Genomic DNA, 21,265 nt, shown 5'->3' on the forward strand with positions numbered 1-21,265 from the left:
TAATTCTTGGTTTAATTTTTGTTGCTACTAAAAACTAGATTCATCTTAAAAAACCGAAAATGAAAAATGTATTTGTTGTTGCCGTAGTTTTATGTTTATTTCATTCCTGTATTCCTTTGCGTGTTGCTCCCAATATTCAGGATTATAAAATTACCAAAGGCAAAACTTTTAAGAGGGGTTTGCCAAGGCAGCAGGTTTTTGTTTTTGAAGATCCAAAAAACGAAAGTGAATTCTATAAGTACATAGACACAAAGTTTCAGTTGTACAATACGGATGTTTTTGATAATGTTCCTTTTTTTATAAATAGTACTCCGTACTACTTTTCGTTTTACGAAGTAGAAAAGAAAGATAAGAGCATTGATATACTTACGCCAGCTCTTGGTGCTTTAGCAAATAGGGCAATAGGCTCTGAGGAAGATCCTTCTCATCTTTTTAATGATGAAGCTCACGTGCGTATAGATGGCAATTATTATATTGCTATAATTGCTTACGATGAGAGTGGAAAAGATTGTTTGGATAAAAAATCGCTTTCACGTCCTTTAGTTTTAAACTATCTTCGTGCTTTAAAGGAAGAATATTTAGTTACGCACAATTACAATGAAGTTTTATTTAAAAACTAAAGACCACTCTGTAACTCAAGAAGAGTTTACATTAAACTATAATGAAGATTTGGATATGTTGGTTACAGATCCGCAACCAGAGAATTTAGAAGTGTATTATGAGAGTGATGATTATATCTCTCATACAGATTCTAAAAAAACAGTTGTAGACAAAATGTACCAAACTGTAAAAAATTATAGTTTAAAGAAAAAGATACAGATCTTAACCAAGTTTACTACAGGAGAAAAAACCTTACTAGATGTTGGTGCAGGTACGGGCGATTTTTTAATTACAGCCAAAAACAATAAGTGGATTTGTGATGGTGTGGAGCCAAGTATCTCTGCAAGAGAAAAAGCAACACAGAAGGGTTTAGAACTTTTTAGGAGCTTAGATACTTTACCAGAAAAAAAATACAACGTAATTACGTTGTGGCACGTTTTAGAACATTTGCCAAATTTGGACCAACAAATAAAAACCTTGGAATCTAAATTAACCGATGACGGAACTCTAATTGTAGCTGTTCCTAATTTTAATAGTTACGATGCCAAACACTATAAAGAATTTTGGGCTGCTTATGACGTACCTAGACATTTGTGGCATTTTTCTAAAACAGCAATAAAAAAGATTTTTGCAAAACATAATATGAAACTGATACAAACCCAGCCAATGTTGTTTGATGCATTTTATGTTGCGCTATTATCTGAAAAATACAAAACCGGAAACCAGAATATGTTAACAGCATTTTATAGAGGTTTACGTTCTAATATATCTGCGATGAAGACTAAGGAACATTCTTCTATCATATACATCCTAAAAAAGAGTTAAAACGTATTTTAAAGCGATTTAAGAAGGGTTTGACACTTGTAACGAGTACTAAGTCCTTTTTTATTTTTTAATTAATACTGAGTTATTTATGAAAGCCTTTTTTTATAGTTTTTAGTTATCAATCACACTTATTTTTATAGTTTTTATTGATGATAGTTTTTATTTATCGAAATAGTACCTCTTTATTTGTTTTTGTTATAGTTTGTGAAATGAAGTTTTTTTAGAAAAAGATCGAAAAACTAAATTTTAATCAATTTTAAAACTAACACCAGTTTTTGTTGAAGATTAAAAAACTTTTCTATTTTTGCTCAACTTAAATTTTGACTTTCCGTCGGTTCGGAAGTTTTATATTAAAAACCTAGAAATGAAAAAAATTATTTTTGCACTTGCATTCATCGGTTTAGTAGGATGCCAACAAAGTAAAATGGGTTACGTAGATAACGTAAAACTAATGAACGATTATAACGAGAAAGTAGATCTTGAAGCTAAGTTTAAAACTAAGATTGAAGCTTTTGGTAAAAAAAGAGATAGCGTACAACAAGCTTTTCAGATGGAGGCGCAAGCATTCCAAGTAAAGGCTCAGAAAATGGCACAGGCTAAAGCACAAGAAGAGTACGGTATGTTACAGCAAATGAGCCAACGTATTGGACAGCAGTTGCAAGCAGAAGAAAAGCAATTACAAGTAAGTAGCCAAACAGAAATGGATAGCTTAGTTGCTAAAGTAAAGAGAGAGATTAAAGCATATGGTACAACAAACGGTTTCTCTTACATCTTTGGTGGTGGAGACGGTGGTAGCGTATTATACGGATCAGAAGCAGATGATCTTACAGATGAAATTACTAAGATCTTAAATGATAACTACAAGAAATAATAACTTGTAAGTTACACATATTAAGAGCCTCAGCATTTGCTGAGGCTTTTTTGTTTTTAACTCTAAATTAAAAAATCTATATTTATAGTTCTATAATTTGTACGCTTGCGTAAAAGTGCTACTAAAACAGTTGTATGACTAAAGAAATAAAGACAGAAGCATTAGAGATGATTAAAGAAAATGTTCTGTTTGGTTTTTATAGTGAAAAAGAAATATTTACCAGCATAAGTGATGCGTTTTACGATGCCGAAGATTTTGATAACGATTGGCTTACCAAAGAAATAGGCAAACAATTTGTAGCGCATAAGAATAATAGTAAGAGCTGGAACAGGCAGACTATATTTACAAGACTTGTATCTGTTTTTGATCAACTAAACAAAGAAAAAATAGTAAGCCTACATAAAGCCGGCTACACCAGGCAAGATGCTCAGGACGATTGTAGAGAAATAGTAGATGAACTAGGTGCTATTGGTATAATAGCAAAAGGATATTGCTATTACCACGCTCAAGACTTACAGAGAGCGTTAGGAGAAGACGGAATGCTTTATATTGGATATGATAGTATAGAACCAACAGATAGTGCAGCAGAAGCCGTAGCAAATAGAATTGTTACCTTGTTAAGAGAAAATGGCTTTACGGTGTCTTGGAACGGATTTATAGACACAAGAATAGAGATTAAAAACATTACGTGGCAAAAGGTTTATGATGGAGTAGACTACAACTACAGCCGTATTTTTTCTATTATTGAAGAACACCACGCGCCAAAAAATAACCTAGAAACTACCACAAATAATACGACCCAAAAACCTTTCTGGAAATTCTGGAAACACTAATATTTAGGGTGTAGAACAACTATTTTTTTATTTTAAACTGAATATTACGTAGGTAAAAACTGTCTATTTTTTAGCTTTTTACGTATTTCTGTAATTTTTATTGCCATTATCTTTTATATTTGAGAGGCTATTCTTTCCCTCTCCAGAGGTTTAATACATTAAATTGATATAAAATGAATGAAATATTAAAAATTATTGAAACAAGGAATTTGTATGCCCATTTAATTTTATTTAAAATATATCTAGCTTCTAAAGGAAGAACAGATCGCGGTTATAGTGGCAATTTGCGTAAAGATATTCAAGAACTATTTGGAGAAAATTTTAATCAAGAGGATTTTCTAATAGCAGAGCAATATCTAAATAGTAAAGGTTATCTTTTTCAGGAAAACTATATGTTCAGTTCTTATGGTAGGGATTATTTTGAAGATTGGATTAGAAATTTCTTAGAGATAGAAAATAAAGACATTGAAGTTCTTGAAAGTAAACTACCTGCCAAAATATTTAATTTTTTTGGTATTGTTGAAAAAGGAAGAAGTGTATTAGGATTTCTTAATAATTTAAAAGAGCTTACGACGGAATAACAAATTTAAAGCTGGCTTTATGAAAATCAGATACACTAAAAAAAAGGTAAATACCAATATTATAATGTCAACAGCTTTTGTTATATACTCATTTTACCAATCGGTTTATATCTCAATTACTGAAAATACAATACACTGGTTTGCCTGTTTTATGTTTATTATTGCGTTAGCTTGGTTTGTACAAAGCATACTAAAATCTACCTATTATTACCTGTCTATAGAAAATGGTATTATAAAAGAAAGAAATTCTTTTCGTAAAAAAATAGCATTAGAAGATATAAGTTACTTAAGAAAAACAGATGACCAGTATATTATAAAAACAGCAAAGTCGGAGTTGGTTGTTTATAGTAAGGAGGTAGAAATAGAATCTCTTAAAAACTTAGATAAAGTATTAGCAATTTTAAACTTGCCAGCAGAAAAAAATCCTTTTGCAGTTAGTCCGTAATTTTTTATTTAAGCTTAAGTTAACCACTTTAAAAAAACCAACGTTAGTTTTGTTGCTATTATTGGTTTAGTCTCTAAAAAGTGCTTAAAACAGCTTTAAAACAGAGGTTATTTGCGCTACACTGTAAAATTAAAATATGAATAAGATAAATTTTAAAAAGTGGGCATTTCATTTTACTATTTGGAGCATTATTATAAATGGAATATCCCTATTCTTTAAAATAAACTTTAATAATAGTACTGGTGAAATATATAATTATGAAGAAAGAATATTTTATTTAACTATTCTTTCTCAGCTAATGTTGTTACTAGCTATGGTGTTTTTGGTAATAAGCATTGTAAAAAAAGAAAAACGTAATTACCAATTCTGGACCACTCTTGTCTACGTGCTAGTTTTTGGTATTTTCCCTACTTTAATTCTTATGTTTGGTTATCACTTTATTTAAAAAAACCAAATGGTATTATATTCTAATTTAGAGCGCTTATGAAAGTTATAAAACTCATTCTTGTTTACATTCTTTGGGCAATTTTAATTTGTCTTTCTTCGCTTGGGCTAGTCCGTTTGTGGATGGGGCCAAAAAAAGTATCGGCAACATTTTTAGAGCAATTAATGGCTTGGGGTTATGGGTTAACTTTAATGGTAGATTCGGTTGTAATTGCATCTATATCATTAATTATTTTTATTTTTTTAGACCTTTTTTATATCAAGAAGAGAGTAACACTAACAAAGCCAATTGTAGTTAAACTAATTCTTGTTCTAATTTTAACCACAATAGTTGCAGTTTCTTATCTAGGTTTAGATTATTATTTTAAAATAAATAATATGTAATGCCGCTAAATGAAGATAGAATACAAAATTTTTAATCTTTTGTTTTTTGGGATTTTAAGTGTTCTATTTTTGTTTTGTTCGTAGCTACTTTTAAAATTAGAGTACAATAAGCACCTAACTTTCGGAGATATATTTACAATAGTTGCAGAGTATTGCTACTATTAGTACTTTTTCTTATTCCAATATATATATATATGTATTACCGGTTATATAAAATTAGTAAAACAGAAATGGAGAATTAATTATGCACTATTTCTATAGGATATTTTTTTATTAAGCCTCAAATAAGCAAAAAGTATACAAGAACCCGAAATTAATATAGAACTACTAGCTCTGTCCCCTATAATTTTGCATCATAATTAATCTTTTAAAGAATTAAATGATGAAAAAAACAATTTTTATAACAGGAGCAAGTAGTGGAATTGGTAAGGCAACAGCACTATATTTTCAGGAAAAAGGATGGAATGTAGTTGCTACAATGCGCAATACCGATTCAGGAAAAGAATTAGCAGCTTTGCCAAATGTCTTAGTAACAACGTTAGATGTTACAGACAGTAACTCTATACAAACAGCGGTTAGTAATGCTACATCAACATTTGGAACTATAGATGTATTACTAAATAATGCAGGTTATGGTATGTTGGGTACTTTAGAAGCAACTCCTGTAAAAACAATTCGCCAACAATACAATGTAAATGTTATTGGTCTTTTAGAAACTACACAAGCCGTTTTGCCAATTATGCGTAAACAGAAATCTGGAACTATTGTAAATATTTCATCAATGGGTGGCCGTATTGCATTGCCTTTAGGTAGCGTATACGGAGCAACAAAATATGCTGTAGAGGGTATCTCTGAAGCTTTGCAGTATGAGCTAGAACCGTTGGGCATTAATGTTAAAATTATAGAACCGGGTGTTATTACATCAAACTTTAGCAAATCTGTGGCATTTAATGATGAAAACATTACGGATTATAAAGTAGTTGTAGATAAAATAATGAAAACCTACAAAGGAGGAGAAAGTAACGAGGCCTTTCCTGTTAGCGAACCAATTACGGTTACTAAAGTTATAGACAAAGCTATTCACGACACAACAAATCAGCTTAGATTTCCTGCGGGTAATGATGCCGAACAAATGTTAGATGCAAGAGCAAAACTATCTGATAGTGAGATGATAACAATGCTTAAGGAAAACTTTGGTATTTAATTAAAAACGGCAAAAAATGAAAAGTATTATTATATCTGGAGCTACCAGTGGTATTGGTAAAGCGCTTGTTGAGGCATTAATTTTAAAAGGAAATTATAAAATAGGAATTATTGGGCGTAACCAAGAAAAGTTAAAGGATTTAACCAAGAGTAATAACGCAGAGAGCAATCAGATTTTTACCTATAAGGCCGATTTGTCTTCTTTAAAGGAAACTAAGAAAATAGCAAAAGAGATACTCTTAGATTTTAATGAAATAGATTTCTTAATAAACAATGCAGGAGTGTATTTGTATGAAAAGGAAATTACTCCTGAAGGGTTTGAAAAAACGTTGGTAACCAATTATTTATCTACGTTTTTACTTAACAAAATTCTTGTCCCTATACTTGTAGAAACGGCAAGTAAAAAGGGAGGTGCGCAAATAATAAATACGGGCTCTTCTGGTCATAAAAGACCTGTAAATTGGGGCGACTTAAATTTTGAAAACACGGCCTATGACGGACCTTTTGTTTATGAACATTCTAAGCACTTAATAATCTCACATACGTTTAACTTAGCAAAACAATTGCAGAACACAAATGTGAGGGTTAATACAATTCACCCAGGTTTTGTAACATCAGGATTAATAAAGGGCAAAAAAATGCCGTTCCCTATGAATATATTAACCAAAATTTTACCCATATTTATGGGGATTACACCAGAGAAAGCAAAGGAAACCTATCTTTGGTTATTATTTAATGAGGAGGCAAAGCAATTAAACGCGACTTATATTGATAATAAAAAAGTAACTAAGGTTTGGCCGCCTATAAGAGATGAAAAAGCTCAAGAACGTTTAAGAATAGAATCTGAGGGGTTAATTTCTAATTTTCTATAACTAAAAATACCAAACAACCATTTTCTATGAAATTTCGTTTACTAATTTTTCTTGTAATTTCTGCGCTTCTATTAATAGATTTATACGCATTTCAAGCCGTTAAAAACAGCACTAAAAATTTATGGGTTTATATACTTTATGGTGTATTATCTGCTGGGGTTTTAGTGTATCTTATATCTATTATTGTGAGGTATGATAATACTGCAGGCCCAGGAAAAGAGAGTTTAGCCTTTGGAGCTGTTTTTGCTTTGTTTTTGGTGCCAAAACTTATCGTAATTACCTTTTTGTTTGGAGAAGATATTATTAGGGTTATATCTGGGGTGTACCACTATTTTACACAAAGTACTACTGGTAAGGGTACAGGAGATTTTATTGCACCTAGAAGAACATTTATTAGTCAGTTAGCCTTAGGGATTGCGGCAGTGCCTTTTGCCTCTATTGTTTACGGTATATTTAAAGGAAAATACAATTATAAAGTTATATCGCATACACTTTATTTTGACGATTTACCAAGTGCTTTTGATGGTTTTAAAATTACGCATATTACAGATATACATTCTGGTAGTCTAGAAGATACTGAAAAAGTAGAATATGCTATAGACTTAATAAACCAACAAGAGACAGATATTATTTTATTTACAGGCGATATTGTAAATACCAAAGCAGAGGAAATGGATCCTTGGATAGAGACTTTTAAGCGCATAAAAACCCCTGAATTTAGTAAATATTCGGTGCTTGGTAATCACGACTACGGAGAGTATGTAGAGTGGCCATCAGAAACCGAAAAGGAAGCTAATTTTAATGCAATTAAACAGATTCACGAAAAAATAGATTTTAAATTGTTATTAAATGAAAGTGTGTATCTAGAAAAGGACAATGAAAAATTGGCGCTAATAGGGGTAGAGAACTGGGGACATAATTTTAAACAAGCCGGAGATTTAGATAAAGCATCTAAATTAACAGATAAAAGCGATTTTAAAATACTAATGAGTCACGACCCTAGCCATTGGGAATATCAAGTAAAAGAACACGCACACAACTACCAAGTTACGTTAAGCGGACATACACACGGATTACAATTTGGTATAGAAATCCCGGGATATTTTAAATGGAGTCCGGCGCAGTTTATGTACAAACAATGGGCAGGATTGTATAAGGAGTTTGGAAGGTATATAAATGTAAATAGAGGTTTTGGTTTTCACGGTTATTCCGCTAGAGTAGGTATTTGGCCAGAGATTACAGTAATTACATTAAAACAAAAAAAGACAAATAGTTAAGGACAGGGAATGAAACAAAATTTTATAAATATCGATTCTATAAGTGATGTAAATGCTATTTTTAATGCAGAGTCACCAGACCATCCATTGGTTTCCGTAATTCGTATAAACAACCCTAATATTCGTAAAAAATTTGATAACGAACACTTTATTATCAACCTATATAGCATTGCAATAAAAGATATTTCTATAAAAGATTTAAGTTACGGAAGAAACAAATTCGATTTTCAGAGTGGTACAATGATGTTTATAAAGCCTGGTCAAGTAATTTCTCCAGGAGACGAGGAAAAGGGAGTAGATGATGATGGTTGGATGTTGTTTTTTCACCCAGATTTAATTCGTCAATCTCAGCTTTCTAGTAAAATTAATTCGTACGATTTCTTTTCGTATGACCTGCATGAAGCATTGCATTTATCTAACAAAGAACGCAACGAACTTAAAATATTGGTAGATAAAATTGAAACAGAATATTCTCAAAACATAGACAGACATAGTCAAACTGTAATAGTCTCTACTATAGAATTAATACTAAATTATGCTACTCGTTATTATGATCGTCAGTTTTTTACAAGATCGGTTTTTAACAAGGATAAGGTAAGTGAGTTTGAAGAGCTACTTGCTGCATATTGTGACTCTGACCAGTTGCAAGAAAAAGGAATTCCTTCAGTACAATATTTAGCAGAAGCGTTGCATATGTCGCCCAAATATTTAACCGAAATGTTGAAAAAGGAAGCCGGCCGCAGCGCACAAGATCATATTCACCAAGTTTTAATATCAAAAGCCAAAACAATACTTTTAAGTTCGGATAAAAGCGTAAGTGAAATAGCCTTTGAATTAGGGTTTGAATACCCTCAGTATTTTAGTACTCTTTTTAAAAAGAAAACACAATTTAAACCTAGTGAATACCGTAGTCTTAATTAGCCATCTATAGCACTACCAAGCACTATTAAATAGGTCATTTAGTATATTTATTATGTGTTTTTTAAATATGTATTAATTGTAAACCTAAATGTAGCGCCAATTTCGGAGTTGTTTTCTAAGGTTAATTTGCCGCCAAGCATCTCTGTGTAGGCCTTTGCAATAGTTAAACCAATACCAGAACCATGTAATGCATTTTTATGGTCCACATCTACTTGGTAAAATGCTTTAAAAATGGCATTAAACTTATCTTTAGGAATGCCTATACCAGTGTCTTTAATTAGAAATTCTATAGTGTTTTGGTCTTTGTAAAAGCACCTAAAGTCTATGGTTCCTTTTTCGGTGTACTTAATAGCGTTTTTTAAGAGATGTTTTAGCACTTCTATAAGCTTTTCTTTGTCAGAATAGATAATGGCTTCAGTTGTACTAATTAAGTTATTCTTGGTAAATACAATTCCCTTTTCCTTGGCTGCCGGCAACAATATATTATGTACTAGATCTATAACTTCGGTCACATTAAAAGTAGACGCCTCTACAAGCATTAAGCCTGTTTCTACTTTAGAGACATTTACAATATCAGAGATAATATCTAGTAATTTATTACCGTTATTATTTATGAGTTCTACGTACTCTTGGTATTCTTTATCTTCCTTGTTGTATTCCTTTAAAAAATCTGTGCAACCTAAAATACCATACATTGGTGTGCCAATTTCGTGACTCACATTTGTTAAAAAGGCCGACTTTAATTGATCCGATTTTTCTGCCCTTAATTTAGCAGCAACGGCATTGTTGTGCTTTACCACTAGCTCTTGCTGTAGTACGTTTTCTTTAACTAAAGCATTATGTAATTGCTCTATTAAAAATGAAATAGAAAAGACCAGAATAAAGTTAAAGAGCACGTTATTAATGCTAACAACCGCAAATACATCAAAATCATATTCATTAAAAATCGGAAGATGAAATAAGTTAAGGTAGAACGCTGCTATTAAAATTACATATAAAACTACGCTTATTAAAACAGAATTTATACCAGCCTTTCGGCCTTTATATAATGTTATTAGTGCGGTAGTTGTAAATATTAAAATACTTCCGTTTCCTTTAAATCCTAGGTGTAGTAATAAAGCAAAAGATAAAAGATAAAGGTTTATAGAAAATATTGTTTTTTTAGTTTCAAAACTTAGCCCTTTATTAAAAACAATAAAAACTAAAACAAGCACGGCAATTGTATCTGTAACTAAAACAAACCAATCTCCCCTAGTTACTGCAACATATCCGCTGGGCAAATATGATAAAATACCTATTAAAAAGGTGATTAGCAGTATAGAGATAAACAGTTTGTCTCTAAAATAGGCTAATCCTTTTTTCTTATTTAGCTCTTTAAAATTACTGTAACTTACATACCAGGTTATATAAGATTTCCACCATTTCTGAATCATCTTAGGGTTTATTATAGCGTCCACAGCTTACATTTTTTGTTACAAGTGGTTGGTTTTGTTAATAGTTTTACTAAAAGTAGTAATTTTAAAGTTATTACTTTTAACTAGTTCTGTATTAAAACATAACTTTTAATACATTGTTTTCGCTATTTCTGTTTTTGGTGAAGTTATACTAAGGTAGGTTTTTAAGAATGTGATGCATTATGCCGCCAGCCAAATAAATTTATTTGGGTTCTTGTAGAAAAATATTTTCAGCACTTTTTATAAATGTATATTTATGGTAAATCTAAAAGTTGTTCCAAGCTCTGTGTTGTTCTCTAGACTCAATTTCCCGCCTAACATTTTTGTATATGCTTTTGCTATTGCTAAGCCAATACCAGAACCGTGTAATGCATTTTTCTGATCAGTATCTACTTGGTAAAAAGCCTTAAAAATAGAATCAAATTTATCTTTCGGAATTCCAATTCCGGTATCTTTTATTAAAAATTCAATCATATTTTCATCAGTGTAATAACACCTAAAATCTATAGTTCCTTTTTCAGTGTATTTAATGGCGTTTTCTAGTAATTGTTTAAGAACCTCCTTTATTTTTTCACTGTCTGAGTGTATAATTGCTTGATTGACATTAATTAAGTTGTTTTTGGCAAAAACAATACCCTTTTCTTTAGCAGCAGGTGCCAAACTTGTATGTATCTCGTCTATAATATCTATAATATTAAATGTGGAAGTATTCACCTCCATTAAACCAGTTTCTACCTTAGAGATATTTACAATGTTTGCTATTAAGTTTATTAATTTAGTGCCATTGTCTTCAACAAGACCTACGTAGCCTTGATATTCTTTATCGTCTTTATTATATTCTTTTAAGAAATCTGTAGACCCCAAAATACCGTACATTGGTGTGCCAATTTCGTGACTTAAATTTGCTAAAAATGCAGATTTTAGTTGTTCAGATTTTTCAGCTCTAAGCTTAGCAGATACTGCATTATTATGTTTAATTACGAGTTCTTCTTGTAGCTTAGTCTCTTTTATAAATGCCCTATGTAATTGGTTTATTAAGAACGATATAGCAAGAATAACGATTAGGTTAAACAGTAAATTATTTAGGGCTATTATAATAAACTCTGTAAAATGATAATTGACGGTATAAATAAGTGCAATGACGTCAAAATAGTAACTTAACAAGATACCAGTGTAGATTAGCACGGCTATAAAAAAAGCATATATACCACTTCTACGCCCACTATAAAGTGTAATAATACTTGTAGTCATAAACAGTAGCGTGGGTCCATTGCCACTTAACTCGTGGTTTATAAATAACACAGTAGACAATAGTAATAGAGTGGCAGAAAAAATATTTTTTTTGGCTCTTAAAGTCAGGGGTTTAAAAAAAGTAAGAAACAGTACAACACCTAAAGCAAAACTATCTGTGATTACCACAATCCAATTTTCATTTATAAAACCAACAATGATTGTTGGTACATAAGCTATAAAACCAATAAGTGTAACTAATAGTAATATTGAGATAAACAAGATGCTTCTAAAATAAGCTATGCTTGTTTCCTCTTTTTCTTGTGTAATACTAGTATAATCTAAATACCATTGCAGGTAAGATTTCCACCATTTTTGAATCATTTTCTGTGTGTATATGTAGTACACTAGTAACAAGAAAGTTGCTAATGCTCGGGGTTTTTAATTGACTACATACTAGTAACGGGTTTAGAACATTTCTATTTTTTAGAATGTTGGTTTTTCGTTGAACGGGTTGATTTTAGTAAAAAAAGTAAAAATAATTTTACCAAACGTGGTGTTTTTTTAACTAAAAGTAAAATTTCAATTTAATTTTTTAATAGTGTCCCCTTTTTTATTTTGGTATCGTTATAAGGTTGAAGTTTAATTTATTACTAATTTTAAAACAAAAAACAATGAAAGATTTTATGCTAATTTTTATTGGTAAAGAATATACAGATCTTGGCCTTTCTCCAGAACAAATGCAAGAACGTATGGGTAAATGGTTTGCTTGGAGCCAAAAAATGGAAAAGCAGGGTATTGTAAAACACGGAGAGGCTTTACATCCAGTAGTAAGACAAATTAGTGGCCCTAACAGAACGGTTACAGACCGTACAGCTGCGGAACTTAAAGAAATTGTTGGGGGTTATTATATGATAAAAGCTAAAGATTTAGATGCAGCATGTGCAATTGCACAAGATTTTCCAGATTTTGATCTTGGTAATACCGTAGAGGTACGTGAGGTAATGGTTTTTGATAATTTCTAAGAATGCAAGAACAACAAGTAATAGACCATCTTTTTAGACATCAGTACGGAAAGATGGTTTCTATTTTAACGCGCATTTTTGGATTCAAAAATTTTGAACTTATAGAAGACGCCGTACAAGATACTTTTGCAAAAGCTACTGTGCAATGGCGTACTAAAATTCCTGAAAACCCTGAAGCTTGGTTCACTACAGCATCTAAAAATAGGGTGATAGATTTATTGCGAAAGATAGATGCTGATAAAAACCGAATAGAGAAGTTGAATTATAGCGCTTCGGCAATCTCGTTTACCAATCTATTTGAAAAAGAAGAAATACAAGACAGTGAGTTACGAATGATTTTTACAGCTTGTCATCCGGAACTAAACGCTAATGACCAAATTGCGTTTGCATTAAAAACTATTGGGGGTTTTAGTACCTCAGAAATTGCTGCGGCATTGCTTATAAAACCAGAAACGGTAAAGAAACGTTTAACAAGAGCCAAGAAAACAATTGTAGACAGAAACATAGATTTTAGGTTTCCGTCAAAGGATAGGTTGCAAGAACGATTGTATATTGTGCTAGAAGTAATTTATCTTATTTTTAACGAAGGTTTTCATTCTAACCATAAAAAGTTATTGGTGCGTAAAGAATTGTGCGGAGAAGGGCTTAGATTAACTAAAATGATTTTATCTAAACAAGAGCTGAGGTGTGGAGCTAGTTATGCCTTATTTTCTTTAATGTGTTTTCATTCGTCTCGTTTAGAGACTAAGATAGATTCAGATTTTAATAGTATCAATTTAAAAAATCAAGACCGTACCAAATGGTATTTTCCTTTAATTAATTTGGGATACAATGCTTTAGAGAAAGCAGAAGACTATTTAGATTTTTCTGCATATCATTTAGAGGCGGCCATTGCGGCAGAACATGTAAAGGCCAAAACGTTTGAAGAAACTAATTGGGAAAAAATTCTAGAACTTTACAGCCAGTTACAAGAGAATGATAAAAATGCAGTAATTTCTTTGTCTATGGCAATTGTGTTTATACAACTACAGCAACCAGAAAAAGCGTTAGAAATACTAGAAGAGGTATGTCCGTCTATCCTAGGGCAACGATCTTATTTGTACTATGGGGTAAAGGCAAAATATTACCAAAGTACGGGTGATATAGGTGCTGCGATTAATTCTTTAAATACAGCCATTACTAAAGTTGCCAACCAGGTAGAAAAGGCATATTTAATTAAGAAAAGAGATGTGTTGCTTACACTATAAAAGCAGTTGGATTTTCTTCGCAAAAGCTTGTCCAATTTTTTAATCTTCCTAAATACATTTTTAGATAGTTTTCACTTAAAAATATGTTAGACCAATCAAAACGTTGTGCTTGTACCCCTAAATAAAATAACCAAATAGCTTTGCCGGCTGTAGGTATTACGTCTAATTCTTGTTTTGTAAGTGCTCTTTGTTCTTGATAACCTTTTAAAAACTCTTTTACTTTTAAGTCATAAGCCTCCTTATCTGTTTCTATATGATAAAGCTGCATACAGAAATAAGCAACATCTAGAACCAAAGAACCATTACCGCAAAAATCAAAATCAAAAATTGTAATTGCTCTATTGTCGGTAATACTCATATTATCATACCAAATATCTAAATGAATAATACCTTTTGGTATATCATCTAATGCTATATTTTTAAAGGTGCTTGCAACTTGTTCTCCTTGTGCTTTAACAAATTTAAGCTCTGGTAAATCTTCAGAAAAGTAGTTTTTTAAAAAGTTATAGGGCTTATAAACAAGGGTCTCTGTGGTGTAGTTCACTCGCGCTACAGTTTTATCAATAGTAACATTGTGTATGTTGCTCATTAAAGCACCAATTGCAAAACTAGTTTCGTGATCTATAAACCTAACTTTTCCCCCTTCAGCAAAAGAAAAAAGTATAGCATAACGTTCGCCTTCCGGAGCTTGTATTGTTTGCAAATAGGCACTGCTTTTATCTTTTAAAGCATAAGACACGGATAACTCGTTACTTTTTAAAAGCTCTAAAAGCTTAATCTCTTCTAAAATTTCTTGTTTAGATCTCCAATTACAAGAATACACACGCAAAACATAGGTAGTTTCTTTATTTTTTAGAAAGTAGGTATGGTTTATACCTGTTCTAAATAAAGTACAGGTAAAATCACTAGATAAATTGTATTGTTCTTTTACCAGCAAGCCTAAAGCTGTTGCAGAAAGGGTAGAGGCAGTTGCTGGAAAATGTGTCATTTTTTAAAGAATAATCTTCCGCTTGCAATGTAAGCAGCTGCCGGAATTAAGATGAGGTAATTGTAATTTGTTATTTCAAAATATAAAAAAGACAATGCCATTACTATGACTAGCAACAGCATTAAAATTTCGAATTGTTTTTTCTTCAAATTTCTACTTATTAGCTAAAAGGTAAAGTAGAAATATAGCAGGCATAAAGTAAATAACTATGGTTTTTGCACCTTCGTAATCTTTAGCTATTCGCTGACCAAATAATAAGAATAATAATGTAATACAAGATAAAATGGTACCGTAAATAGCCATATTACTTTGTCCGTCTAAAATAAACTGCACCACACCAACAGCACAAAGAGCGCCAGCAATAACCTCTATAATTAAGATGATACCTAATAATAACGGAACCGTATTTTTTAAAGGTGTTTCACTAAAATGACCTTTTAACCAAGATAGGTTTCCTTTCCAGTCAGCAACCTTATCAAAACCACTTTGTAAAAAAGTAATAATTAAAAAGATTAGCAATAGTACTTCTGTAATATTCTCGTGTAAATTGTTCATTTTTTAGCTTGCTTTTTTATGTAAAAATCTTGTTAGTTTTATAGATAAATCGGTTAAAATTAGTTTCGCATTACCGTTTCGCTCTATGTGGTACATTGCTGTTTCTAGCTCTGTAATAATGTCTATAATGTTGTTCTCATGAATAAAAGGAGCAAACTTTTCTAGTTTAAAACCTTCTACGTGTATTTCCATAAATGCCAACTCTTTTGTGTTGTAATTTACCAACATTGCTTGGCGCATTATAGCCATGCAATAAGTCAAGAATTTTTTTTGAGTTTCTCTTCCGGTTTTTGCAATTTCGTTACTCCACAAAATTAAATCTTGTATAGCAGCTTTGTTTCCTTTTGCTCTAAAAGCGGAACGCACCCATTGTACAAACCATTTTTCAAAAACAAGATCTTCAGAAGTATTATTCATCAAATCTAATGCTTTATTAAAATTGCCATTAGCTTCATGTGCAATTTTAAAAGCGTTTTGTTGGTCTAATCCTTTTTTTAGTAATGCAGATGTTATTGCGTCTTCAGCCAAAGGCGGAAAATGTAAAATCTGACACCTAGAGCGTATGGTTTGTATTATTTGCTCCTCGTCTTCAGCAATTAAAATAAATATGGTTTTTTCTGGTGGTTCTTCAATAAGCTTAAGCAATTTGTTTGCTGCGGCAGTATTCATTTTATCAGCCATCCAAACAATCATCACTTTATAACCACCTTCATAAGATTTTAAGGACAATTTTTTTACAATGTCTTGGGCTTCATCTACACCAATCTGACCTTGTTTTTTTTCAATACCAATAAGTCGGTACCAGTCAAACAAATTGCCATAGGGTTGCTCGTGAACAAACTGTCGCCAATCTTGCATATAGTGGTTACTAACTGCGTGACTTTTTACTTTATCTGAGTTGGTTACCGGAAATGCAAAATGCATATCTGGATGCGATAAATTTCCACATTTTAAATTACAAGCTTCTATACCACCAGTATTTTCTGCTTCTGTATTTTTACACAACATGTATTGTGCATAAGCAATTGCCATTGGTAAAGTACCACAACCTTCATTCCCTACAAATAATTGTGCATGCGGAATTCTACCTGCATCTGCGCTTAAACACAAGTGCTTTTTTATATGAGAAAGTCCTAAAATATCTTGAAATAGCATAGCGTCAAAGATATGTAAAGTGAACACAATTAAAAATTTTGTTATAGAGTAAAAATAGAAGCTTTTGGCTTTTGCTGTTCTCGTTTTGTTTAAAATGATATCCAAGTAAATGTAAATAACATAAAAATGATACCTTAAAAAGCTTTTTATGATAATGAGATTGACTTTACACTGTGCAAAGCTAAAAATACTGTTAATGGTTTTACATGCTATACTTAAATCTTTACATTTGGTGTTTGTTAAACGTAACAGAGCTAAATTAAACCTAAGTACAGTATGAAAACAATAAACGATTTTAATTTTGAAAACAAGAGAGCATTAATCCGTGTAGATTTTAATGTTCCTATGGATGAAAATTTTAATGTAACAGATACTAACCGTATTGAAGCCGCAAAGCCAACAATTATAAAAGTGTTAGAAGATGGTGGAAGTGTTGTTTTAATGAGTCACTTAGGTAGGCCAAATGGACAAGTTGTTCCAGAATTATCTTTGGAGCATATTTGTAGTAAAGTATCTGAGGTTTTAGGAGTACAAGTAAATTTTGTGGCAAGTTCTGTAGGTGAAGAAGCAGAAAAAGCGGCTTCTAGTTTAGAAAACGGACAAGTATTATTGTTAGAAAACTTACGTTTTAACGCAGAAGAAGAAAAAGGCGGAGAAGCATTTGCAGAGCAACTGTCTAAATTAGGAGATGTTTATATTAATGATGCTTTTGGTACAGCGCACAGAGCACATGCATCTACAACTGTTGTTGCTAAATTTTTTCCGGAGAATAAATGTTTTGGTGCTTTATTAGCTAAAGAAATTATAGCTATAGAAAAAGTAATGCAAACAGGTGAAAAGCCTGTTACTGCGATTTTAGGAGGAGCAAAAGTTTCTTCTAAAATTACAATTATAGAGAATATTTTAGATAAAGTAGACCACTTGATTATTGGTGGTGGTATGACGTATACTTTTGTAAAAGCTAAAGGCGGACAAGTAGGGGATTCTATCTGCGAGGACGATAAAATGGAATTAGCATTAGAAATTTTAAAACAAGCAAAAGCAAAAGGAGTAGAAGTACATATACCTGTAGATGTAATTGCTGCAGATGATTTTAGTAATACTGCAAATACTAAAATAGTGGATGTAGATAAAATTGAAGCTGGTTGGCAAGGTTTAGATGCCGGACCAAAAACCTTAGAGATCTTCAAAGAAGTTATTTTAAAGTCTAAAACAATACTTTGGAATGGCCCAATTGGTGTTTTTGAAATGGAAAATTTTGCAAACGGAACTATTTCTATTGGGAATAATATAGCCGAGGCTACAAAAAACGGTGCTTTCTCTTTAGTGGGTGGTGGCGATTCTGTTGCGGCTGTTAAACAATTTGGTTTTCAAGATAAAGTTAGCTACGTATCTACTGGTGGTGGGGCAATGTTAGAAAGCTTAGAAGGGAAATCTTTACCTGGTATTGCCGCTATTAAAGCATAAAATTTAGGTTAGGCATAATTGTTGAGTGTTGTAAAAAGCGTTAAAAATTTTATTTTTAAATAAAAAAGTGCGACTTTACACCGCACCAACTAAACACGCCAAAATATAATTAAAATGAAAAGTATTTATTTAGGAGTACTGTTGCTCTCTAGCGTCTCTATTTTTGCACAAGAAAAAGATAGTGTTTCGTCTGTTACAGCAAGTCAGGAAATATTAAGTGTTATAAAAAATGACACTGTAGATTCTATAGCAAAAAAAGCAAGTAATACGCCTGAAAAGGTGAAACCTATTACTGCTCTTATTGTAAAGGATTCTAACAAGACAAAGTATGAGTTGGCAGATCATAAAAATGCAGCTGCTTACGATCGTTTGTGGCTAGAGCAAATGCGTAAAAGTGCTTCTCTTTATGATACGATCTATACTAAAATAGCAGATGAACGCATAGAGGATATGAAGGTTAGTCACATAGACTTGCCTACAGATACTTTAAAAGCGAGGTTGGCTCGTTTAAATGCAAAAACACCTTTTAATGTAGAATATAACGAGTCTTTGGAGCGCGTTATAAAATCGTACCTTACTCGTAATAGAGGTCTAATGGAACGTATGCAAACTGTTAGTCAGTTTTACTTTCCTATGTTTGAGCAAGAGTTAGATAACTTTGATATGCCTTTAGAAATGAAATATTTGGCTATTATAGAATCGGCGCTTAATCCAAGGGCTAAATCTAGAGTTGGTGCAACTGGTTTGTGGCAATTTATGTACGGTACGGGTAAAGAACAAAACTTAGAGGTTAATAGTTATGTAGATGAACGTAGCGACCCTATAAAATCTACAAGAGCAGCGTGCGAGTATTTAACACGCTTGTATAGTATTTATAACGATTGGGATTTAGCATTAGCAGCATATAACTCTGGACCAGGAAACGTAAACAAAGCAATTAGACGTTCTGGAGGATATACAAACTACTGGAATATTAGAAATCATTTACCTAGAGAAACAGCGGGTTATGTGCCTGCATTTTTGGCTACTATGTATATTTTTGAATATGCAAAGGAACACGGTATATCTGGTGAAGTAGTAGAACGTCCTTATTTTGAAACCGATACAGTACACGTTAAAAGTCTTTTAACTTTTGACCAGATTTCTAGATTTACCGGTGTTACAGTAGAAGAGTTAGAAGTTTTAAATCCATCATACAAATTAAATATAATTCCTTTTCAGGAAGGTAGAGATCACTCTTTACGTTTGCCAACAGGCGTTATGGGTAAGTTTGTAACTAATGAAGATGCCATATATGTGTTGGCAGAAGAAGAGTTAAAAAAAGAAGAAAAGCCATTAGCTAAATTGGTAGAGGCAGAGTCTCAATCGAGATATAGAGTTAGAAGTGGTGATTTTCTTGGTAAAATTGCAGAGAAATTTGGAGTTAGGGTTAGTGAAATTAAACGTTGGAACGGATTAAGAAGTAACAATTTAAAAGTAGGACAGCGTTTAACCATTTATTCTAGAAACTCTAAGGCAATAGCATCGGCAAAACCACAATACAAGAAAAAGTCTATTCCGCCAGGGGCTAAGACACATACAGTGCAATCTGGAGACTCACTTTGGACCATTTCTCAAAAATATTCTGGAATTTCTGTTGATAATTTAAAAAATTGGAACGGTATTAGCGGTAAGAATCTTAAGCTAGGTACAAAAATTATGTTGTGCGATTGCTCGGATAAAAAAATATAACCGTAATAAACCAATTAGTCATTAGATGAAAAAATTATCAATCTTAGTTTTTGCTATTTGTTTAGCGTTAACGTCATGTAAAGAAGGTGGTAGCACCAAAGAAGATTTTACACCAGGCTCTATAGGGCAGGTAAACTCACTTACTGTAGTAATGAGTAATGAACTTTGGGAAGGCAAAGTAGGAGATAATGTTAGAGATCATTTTGCTGCATCTGTAGTTGGTATTGCTTGGAACGAACCTATTTTTACATTGCGCCATTTGCCAGAAACGGTATTTACAGGAGCAGTGCGTAAAGCTAGATCTGTTTTAGTTGTTCAAAAGAAAGACACCACAAATATGTCTTACATTAATTCTAACATGTATGCACGTCCACAAAACGTAGCGGTTGTTATTGGATCAACTGAAGAAGGACTTATAGAAACGATTAATAAGCAGGCAGATCACATTATTTCAGAATTTAATAAGACAGACTTAAAGGTTACACAAGGTAACTTTAAACGCTCTTTAAATACCGAGACAGATATACAGGATAAGTTTGGTGTTAAAATGGATATACCTTCCGTTTATAAAGTTGGTAAAAGTGAGGATAATTTTGTTTGGTTAGACCGTAGTATTAAAAACGGTACTATGAATTTAATTGTGTATAGTTTGCCTTGGGATTCTTTTAGTAATGATGCTACTTTTATTAGCGATATAGTAAGCAAAAGAGATTCTATAGGTAAAAAATACATTCCAGGACCTAACGAGGGTACGTATATGGATACAGAAAAGGCATTTGCGCCATCTGTTTTTCCTGCGCAAATTGGTGGTAAAAAAGCTGCTGAGGTTAGAGGTCGTTGGGAAATCTATAATTACTCTATGGCTGGCCCATATGTGTCTTATATTATAAGTGATAAAGAAAACAATCGTAAGTTGGTTGTAGAAGGCTTTACATTTGCTCCTGCAGCTGTTAAGAGAGACTTTATGTTTGAGCTTGAAGCAATTATTAAAACATTGCGTTTTGTGCCTAACACGGCCAAATAACGACTTACACACATAACAGATATAACTAAAAAGGCTCCAATAAAATTGGAGCCTTTAATTTTCACATAGTATTGCACAATTAAATGCAATGGTTAGTCTTTAATTTGTTCTTCTGTTTAAATCTAATTGCCAT

General features: G+C 32.2%; 22 protein-coding genes. 17 read left to right on the forward strand and 5 right to left on the reverse strand.

Features of this window, described 5'->3' with window-relative positions; translation table 11 throughout:
* The first annotated feature begins 59 nt into the window (after positions 1 to 59).
* From M4I21_RS15805 to M4I21_RS15860, 12 genes are all read left to right on the forward strand, one after another.
* Entirely contained in the window at positions 60 to 620 is a 561-nt protein-coding gene (locus tag M4I21_RS15805) for a hypothetical protein (protein WP_249560198.1), read from the forward strand.
* Positions 598 to 1,425: a class I SAM-dependent methyltransferase gene (locus tag M4I21_RS15810; protein ID WP_249560199.1), complete on the forward strand. Its 828-nt coding sequence runs from the start codon at positions 598 to 600 to the stop codon at positions 1,423 to 1,425. The genes M4I21_RS15805 and M4I21_RS15810 overlap by 23 nt, the downstream gene beginning before the upstream one ends.
* A 364-nt stretch (positions 1,426 to 1,789) precedes the next feature.
* Positions 1,790 to 2,296, forward strand: coding sequence for an OmpH/Skp family outer membrane protein (locus M4I21_RS15815; protein ID WP_249560200.1), 507 nt, complete (start codon positions 1,790 to 1,792; stop codon positions 2,294 to 2,296).
* Between the two features lie 134 nt (positions 2,297 to 2,430).
* Positions 2,431 to 3,129 carry a DUF6891 domain-containing protein gene (locus tag M4I21_RS15820; protein WP_249560201.1) on the forward strand — a complete coding sequence of 233 codons (699 nt, stop codon included), beginning with the start codon at positions 2,431 to 2,433 and terminating at the stop codon, positions 3,127 to 3,129.
* Between the two features lie 173 nt (positions 3,130 to 3,302).
* The gene (locus M4I21_RS15825; RefSeq protein ID WP_249560202.1) at positions 3,303 to 3,710 is read left to right on the forward strand and encodes a hypothetical protein; all 408 of its coding nucleotides are present in this window, start codon (positions 3,303 to 3,305) and stop codon (positions 3,708 to 3,710) included.
* A 19-nt stretch (positions 3,711 to 3,729) separates the two neighbouring features.
* Positions 3,730 to 4,155: a hypothetical protein gene (locus M4I21_RS15830; protein ID WP_249560203.1), complete on the forward strand. Its 426-nt coding sequence runs from the start codon at positions 3,730 to 3,732 to the stop codon at positions 4,153 to 4,155.
* A gap of 136 nt (positions 4,156 to 4,291) precedes the next feature.
* A complete protein-coding gene (locus M4I21_RS15835; protein WP_249560204.1) occupies positions 4,292 to 4,600 on the forward strand; it encodes a hypothetical protein in 309 nt (102 codons plus the stop codon).
* Positions 4,601 to 4,638: 38 nt separating this feature from the next.
* Positions 4,639 to 4,983 (forward strand): hypothetical protein, encoded by a 345-nt coding sequence (locus M4I21_RS15840; protein WP_249560205.1) that lies wholly within the window; start codon positions 4,639 to 4,641, stop codon positions 4,981 to 4,983.
* A gap of 379 nt (positions 4,984 to 5,362) precedes the next feature.
* The gene (locus tag M4I21_RS15845) at positions 5,363 to 6,187 is read left to right on the forward strand and encodes an SDR family oxidoreductase (RefSeq protein WP_249560206.1); all 825 of its coding nucleotides are present in this window, start codon (positions 5,363 to 5,365) and stop codon (positions 6,185 to 6,187) included.
* A gap of 16 nt (positions 6,188 to 6,203) precedes the next feature.
* Positions 6,204 to 7,058 (forward strand): SDR family NAD(P)-dependent oxidoreductase, encoded by an 855-nt coding sequence (locus M4I21_RS15850; protein WP_249560207.1) that lies wholly within the window; start codon positions 6,204 to 6,206, stop codon positions 7,056 to 7,058.
* A gap of 26 nt (positions 7,059 to 7,084) precedes the next feature.
* Positions 7,085 to 8,335, forward strand: coding sequence for a metallophosphoesterase (locus M4I21_RS15855; protein ID WP_249560208.1), 1,251 nt, complete (start codon positions 7,085 to 7,087; stop codon positions 8,333 to 8,335).
* 9 nt (positions 8,336 to 8,344) lie between these two features.
* Positions 8,345 to 9,256, forward strand: a complete 912-nt coding sequence (locus tag M4I21_RS15860; RefSeq protein WP_249560209.1) for a helix-turn-helix domain-containing protein — start codon at positions 8,345 to 8,347, stop codon at positions 9,254 to 9,256.
* Positions 9,257 to 9,306: 50 nt separating this feature from the next.
* Here M4I21_RS15860 and M4I21_RS15865 read toward each other — a convergent pair whose 3' ends face one another.
* Together M4I21_RS15865 and M4I21_RS15870 are read right to left on the reverse strand one after the other, a co-directional pair.
* Positions 9,307 to 10,713 (reverse strand): sensor histidine kinase, encoded by a 1,407-nt coding sequence (locus tag M4I21_RS15865; RefSeq protein WP_249560210.1) that lies wholly within the window; start codon positions 10,711 to 10,713, stop codon positions 9,307 to 9,309.
* A 237-nt stretch (positions 10,714 to 10,950) separates the two neighbouring features.
* Positions 10,951 to 12,324 (reverse strand): sensor histidine kinase, encoded by a 1,374-nt coding sequence (locus tag M4I21_RS15870; protein ID WP_249560211.1) that lies wholly within the window; start codon positions 12,322 to 12,324, stop codon positions 10,951 to 10,953.
* Between the two features lie 290 nt (positions 12,325 to 12,614).
* Here M4I21_RS15870 and M4I21_RS15875 point away from each other — a divergent pair, with 290 nt between their 5' ends.
* Positions 12,615 to 12,965, forward strand: a complete 351-nt coding sequence (locus M4I21_RS15875) for a YciI family protein (protein ID WP_249560212.1) — start codon at positions 12,615 to 12,617, stop codon at positions 12,963 to 12,965.
* Between the two features lie 2 nt (positions 12,966 to 12,967).
* The gene (locus M4I21_RS15880) at positions 12,968 to 14,212 is read left to right on the forward strand and encodes an RNA polymerase sigma factor (protein ID WP_249560213.1); all 1,245 of its coding nucleotides are present in this window, start codon (positions 12,968 to 12,970) and stop codon (positions 14,210 to 14,212) included.
* On the opposite strand, the gene M4I21_RS15885 is transcribed toward M4I21_RS15880, so the two are convergent.
* From M4I21_RS15885 to M4I21_RS15895, 3 genes are all read right to left on the reverse strand, one after another.
* Complete coding sequence (locus M4I21_RS15885) at positions 14,202 to 15,200, reverse strand: phosphotransferase (protein ID WP_249560214.1); 999 nt, start codon at positions 15,198 to 15,200, stop codon at positions 14,202 to 14,204. The two genes, M4I21_RS15880 and M4I21_RS15885, sit on opposite strands and share 11 nt — an antisense overlap.
* Positions 15,201 to 15,353: 153 nt before the next feature.
* On the reverse strand, positions 15,354 to 15,755 hold the full coding sequence (locus tag M4I21_RS15890) for a DoxX family protein (RefSeq protein ID WP_249560215.1): 402 nt from the start codon (positions 15,753 to 15,755) through the stop codon (positions 15,354 to 15,356).
* A 3-nt stretch (positions 15,756 to 15,758) separates the two neighbouring features.
* Positions 15,759 to 16,910: a DNA polymerase III subunit gene (locus M4I21_RS15895; RefSeq protein ID WP_249560263.1), complete on the reverse strand. Its 1,152-nt coding sequence runs from the start codon at positions 16,908 to 16,910 to the stop codon at positions 15,759 to 15,761.
* Between the two features lie 276 nt (positions 16,911 to 17,186).
* Here M4I21_RS15895 and M4I21_RS15900 point away from each other — a divergent pair, with 276 nt between their 5' ends.
* From M4I21_RS15900 to M4I21_RS15910, 3 genes are all read left to right on the forward strand, one after another.
* Positions 17,187 to 18,377, forward strand: a complete 1,191-nt coding sequence (locus M4I21_RS15900) for a phosphoglycerate kinase (RefSeq protein WP_249560216.1) — start codon at positions 17,187 to 17,189, stop codon at positions 18,375 to 18,377.
* A gap of 114 nt (positions 18,378 to 18,491) precedes the next feature.
* Positions 18,492 to 20,108: a lytic transglycosylase domain-containing protein gene (locus tag M4I21_RS15905; RefSeq protein ID WP_249560217.1), complete on the forward strand. Its 1,617-nt coding sequence runs from the start codon at positions 18,492 to 18,494 to the stop codon at positions 20,106 to 20,108.
* A gap of 25 nt (positions 20,109 to 20,133) precedes the next feature.
* Complete coding sequence (locus tag M4I21_RS15910; RefSeq protein ID WP_249560218.1) at positions 20,134 to 21,132, forward strand: DUF4837 family protein; 999 nt, start codon at positions 20,134 to 20,136, stop codon at positions 21,130 to 21,132.
* Positions 21,133 to 21,265: the final 133 nt, after the last annotated feature.

Source organism: Cellulophaga sp. 20_2_10 (assembly GCF_023476645.1).
Classification (GTDB): Bacteria; Bacteroidota; Bacteroidia; order Flavobacteriales; family Flavobacteriaceae; genus Cellulophaga.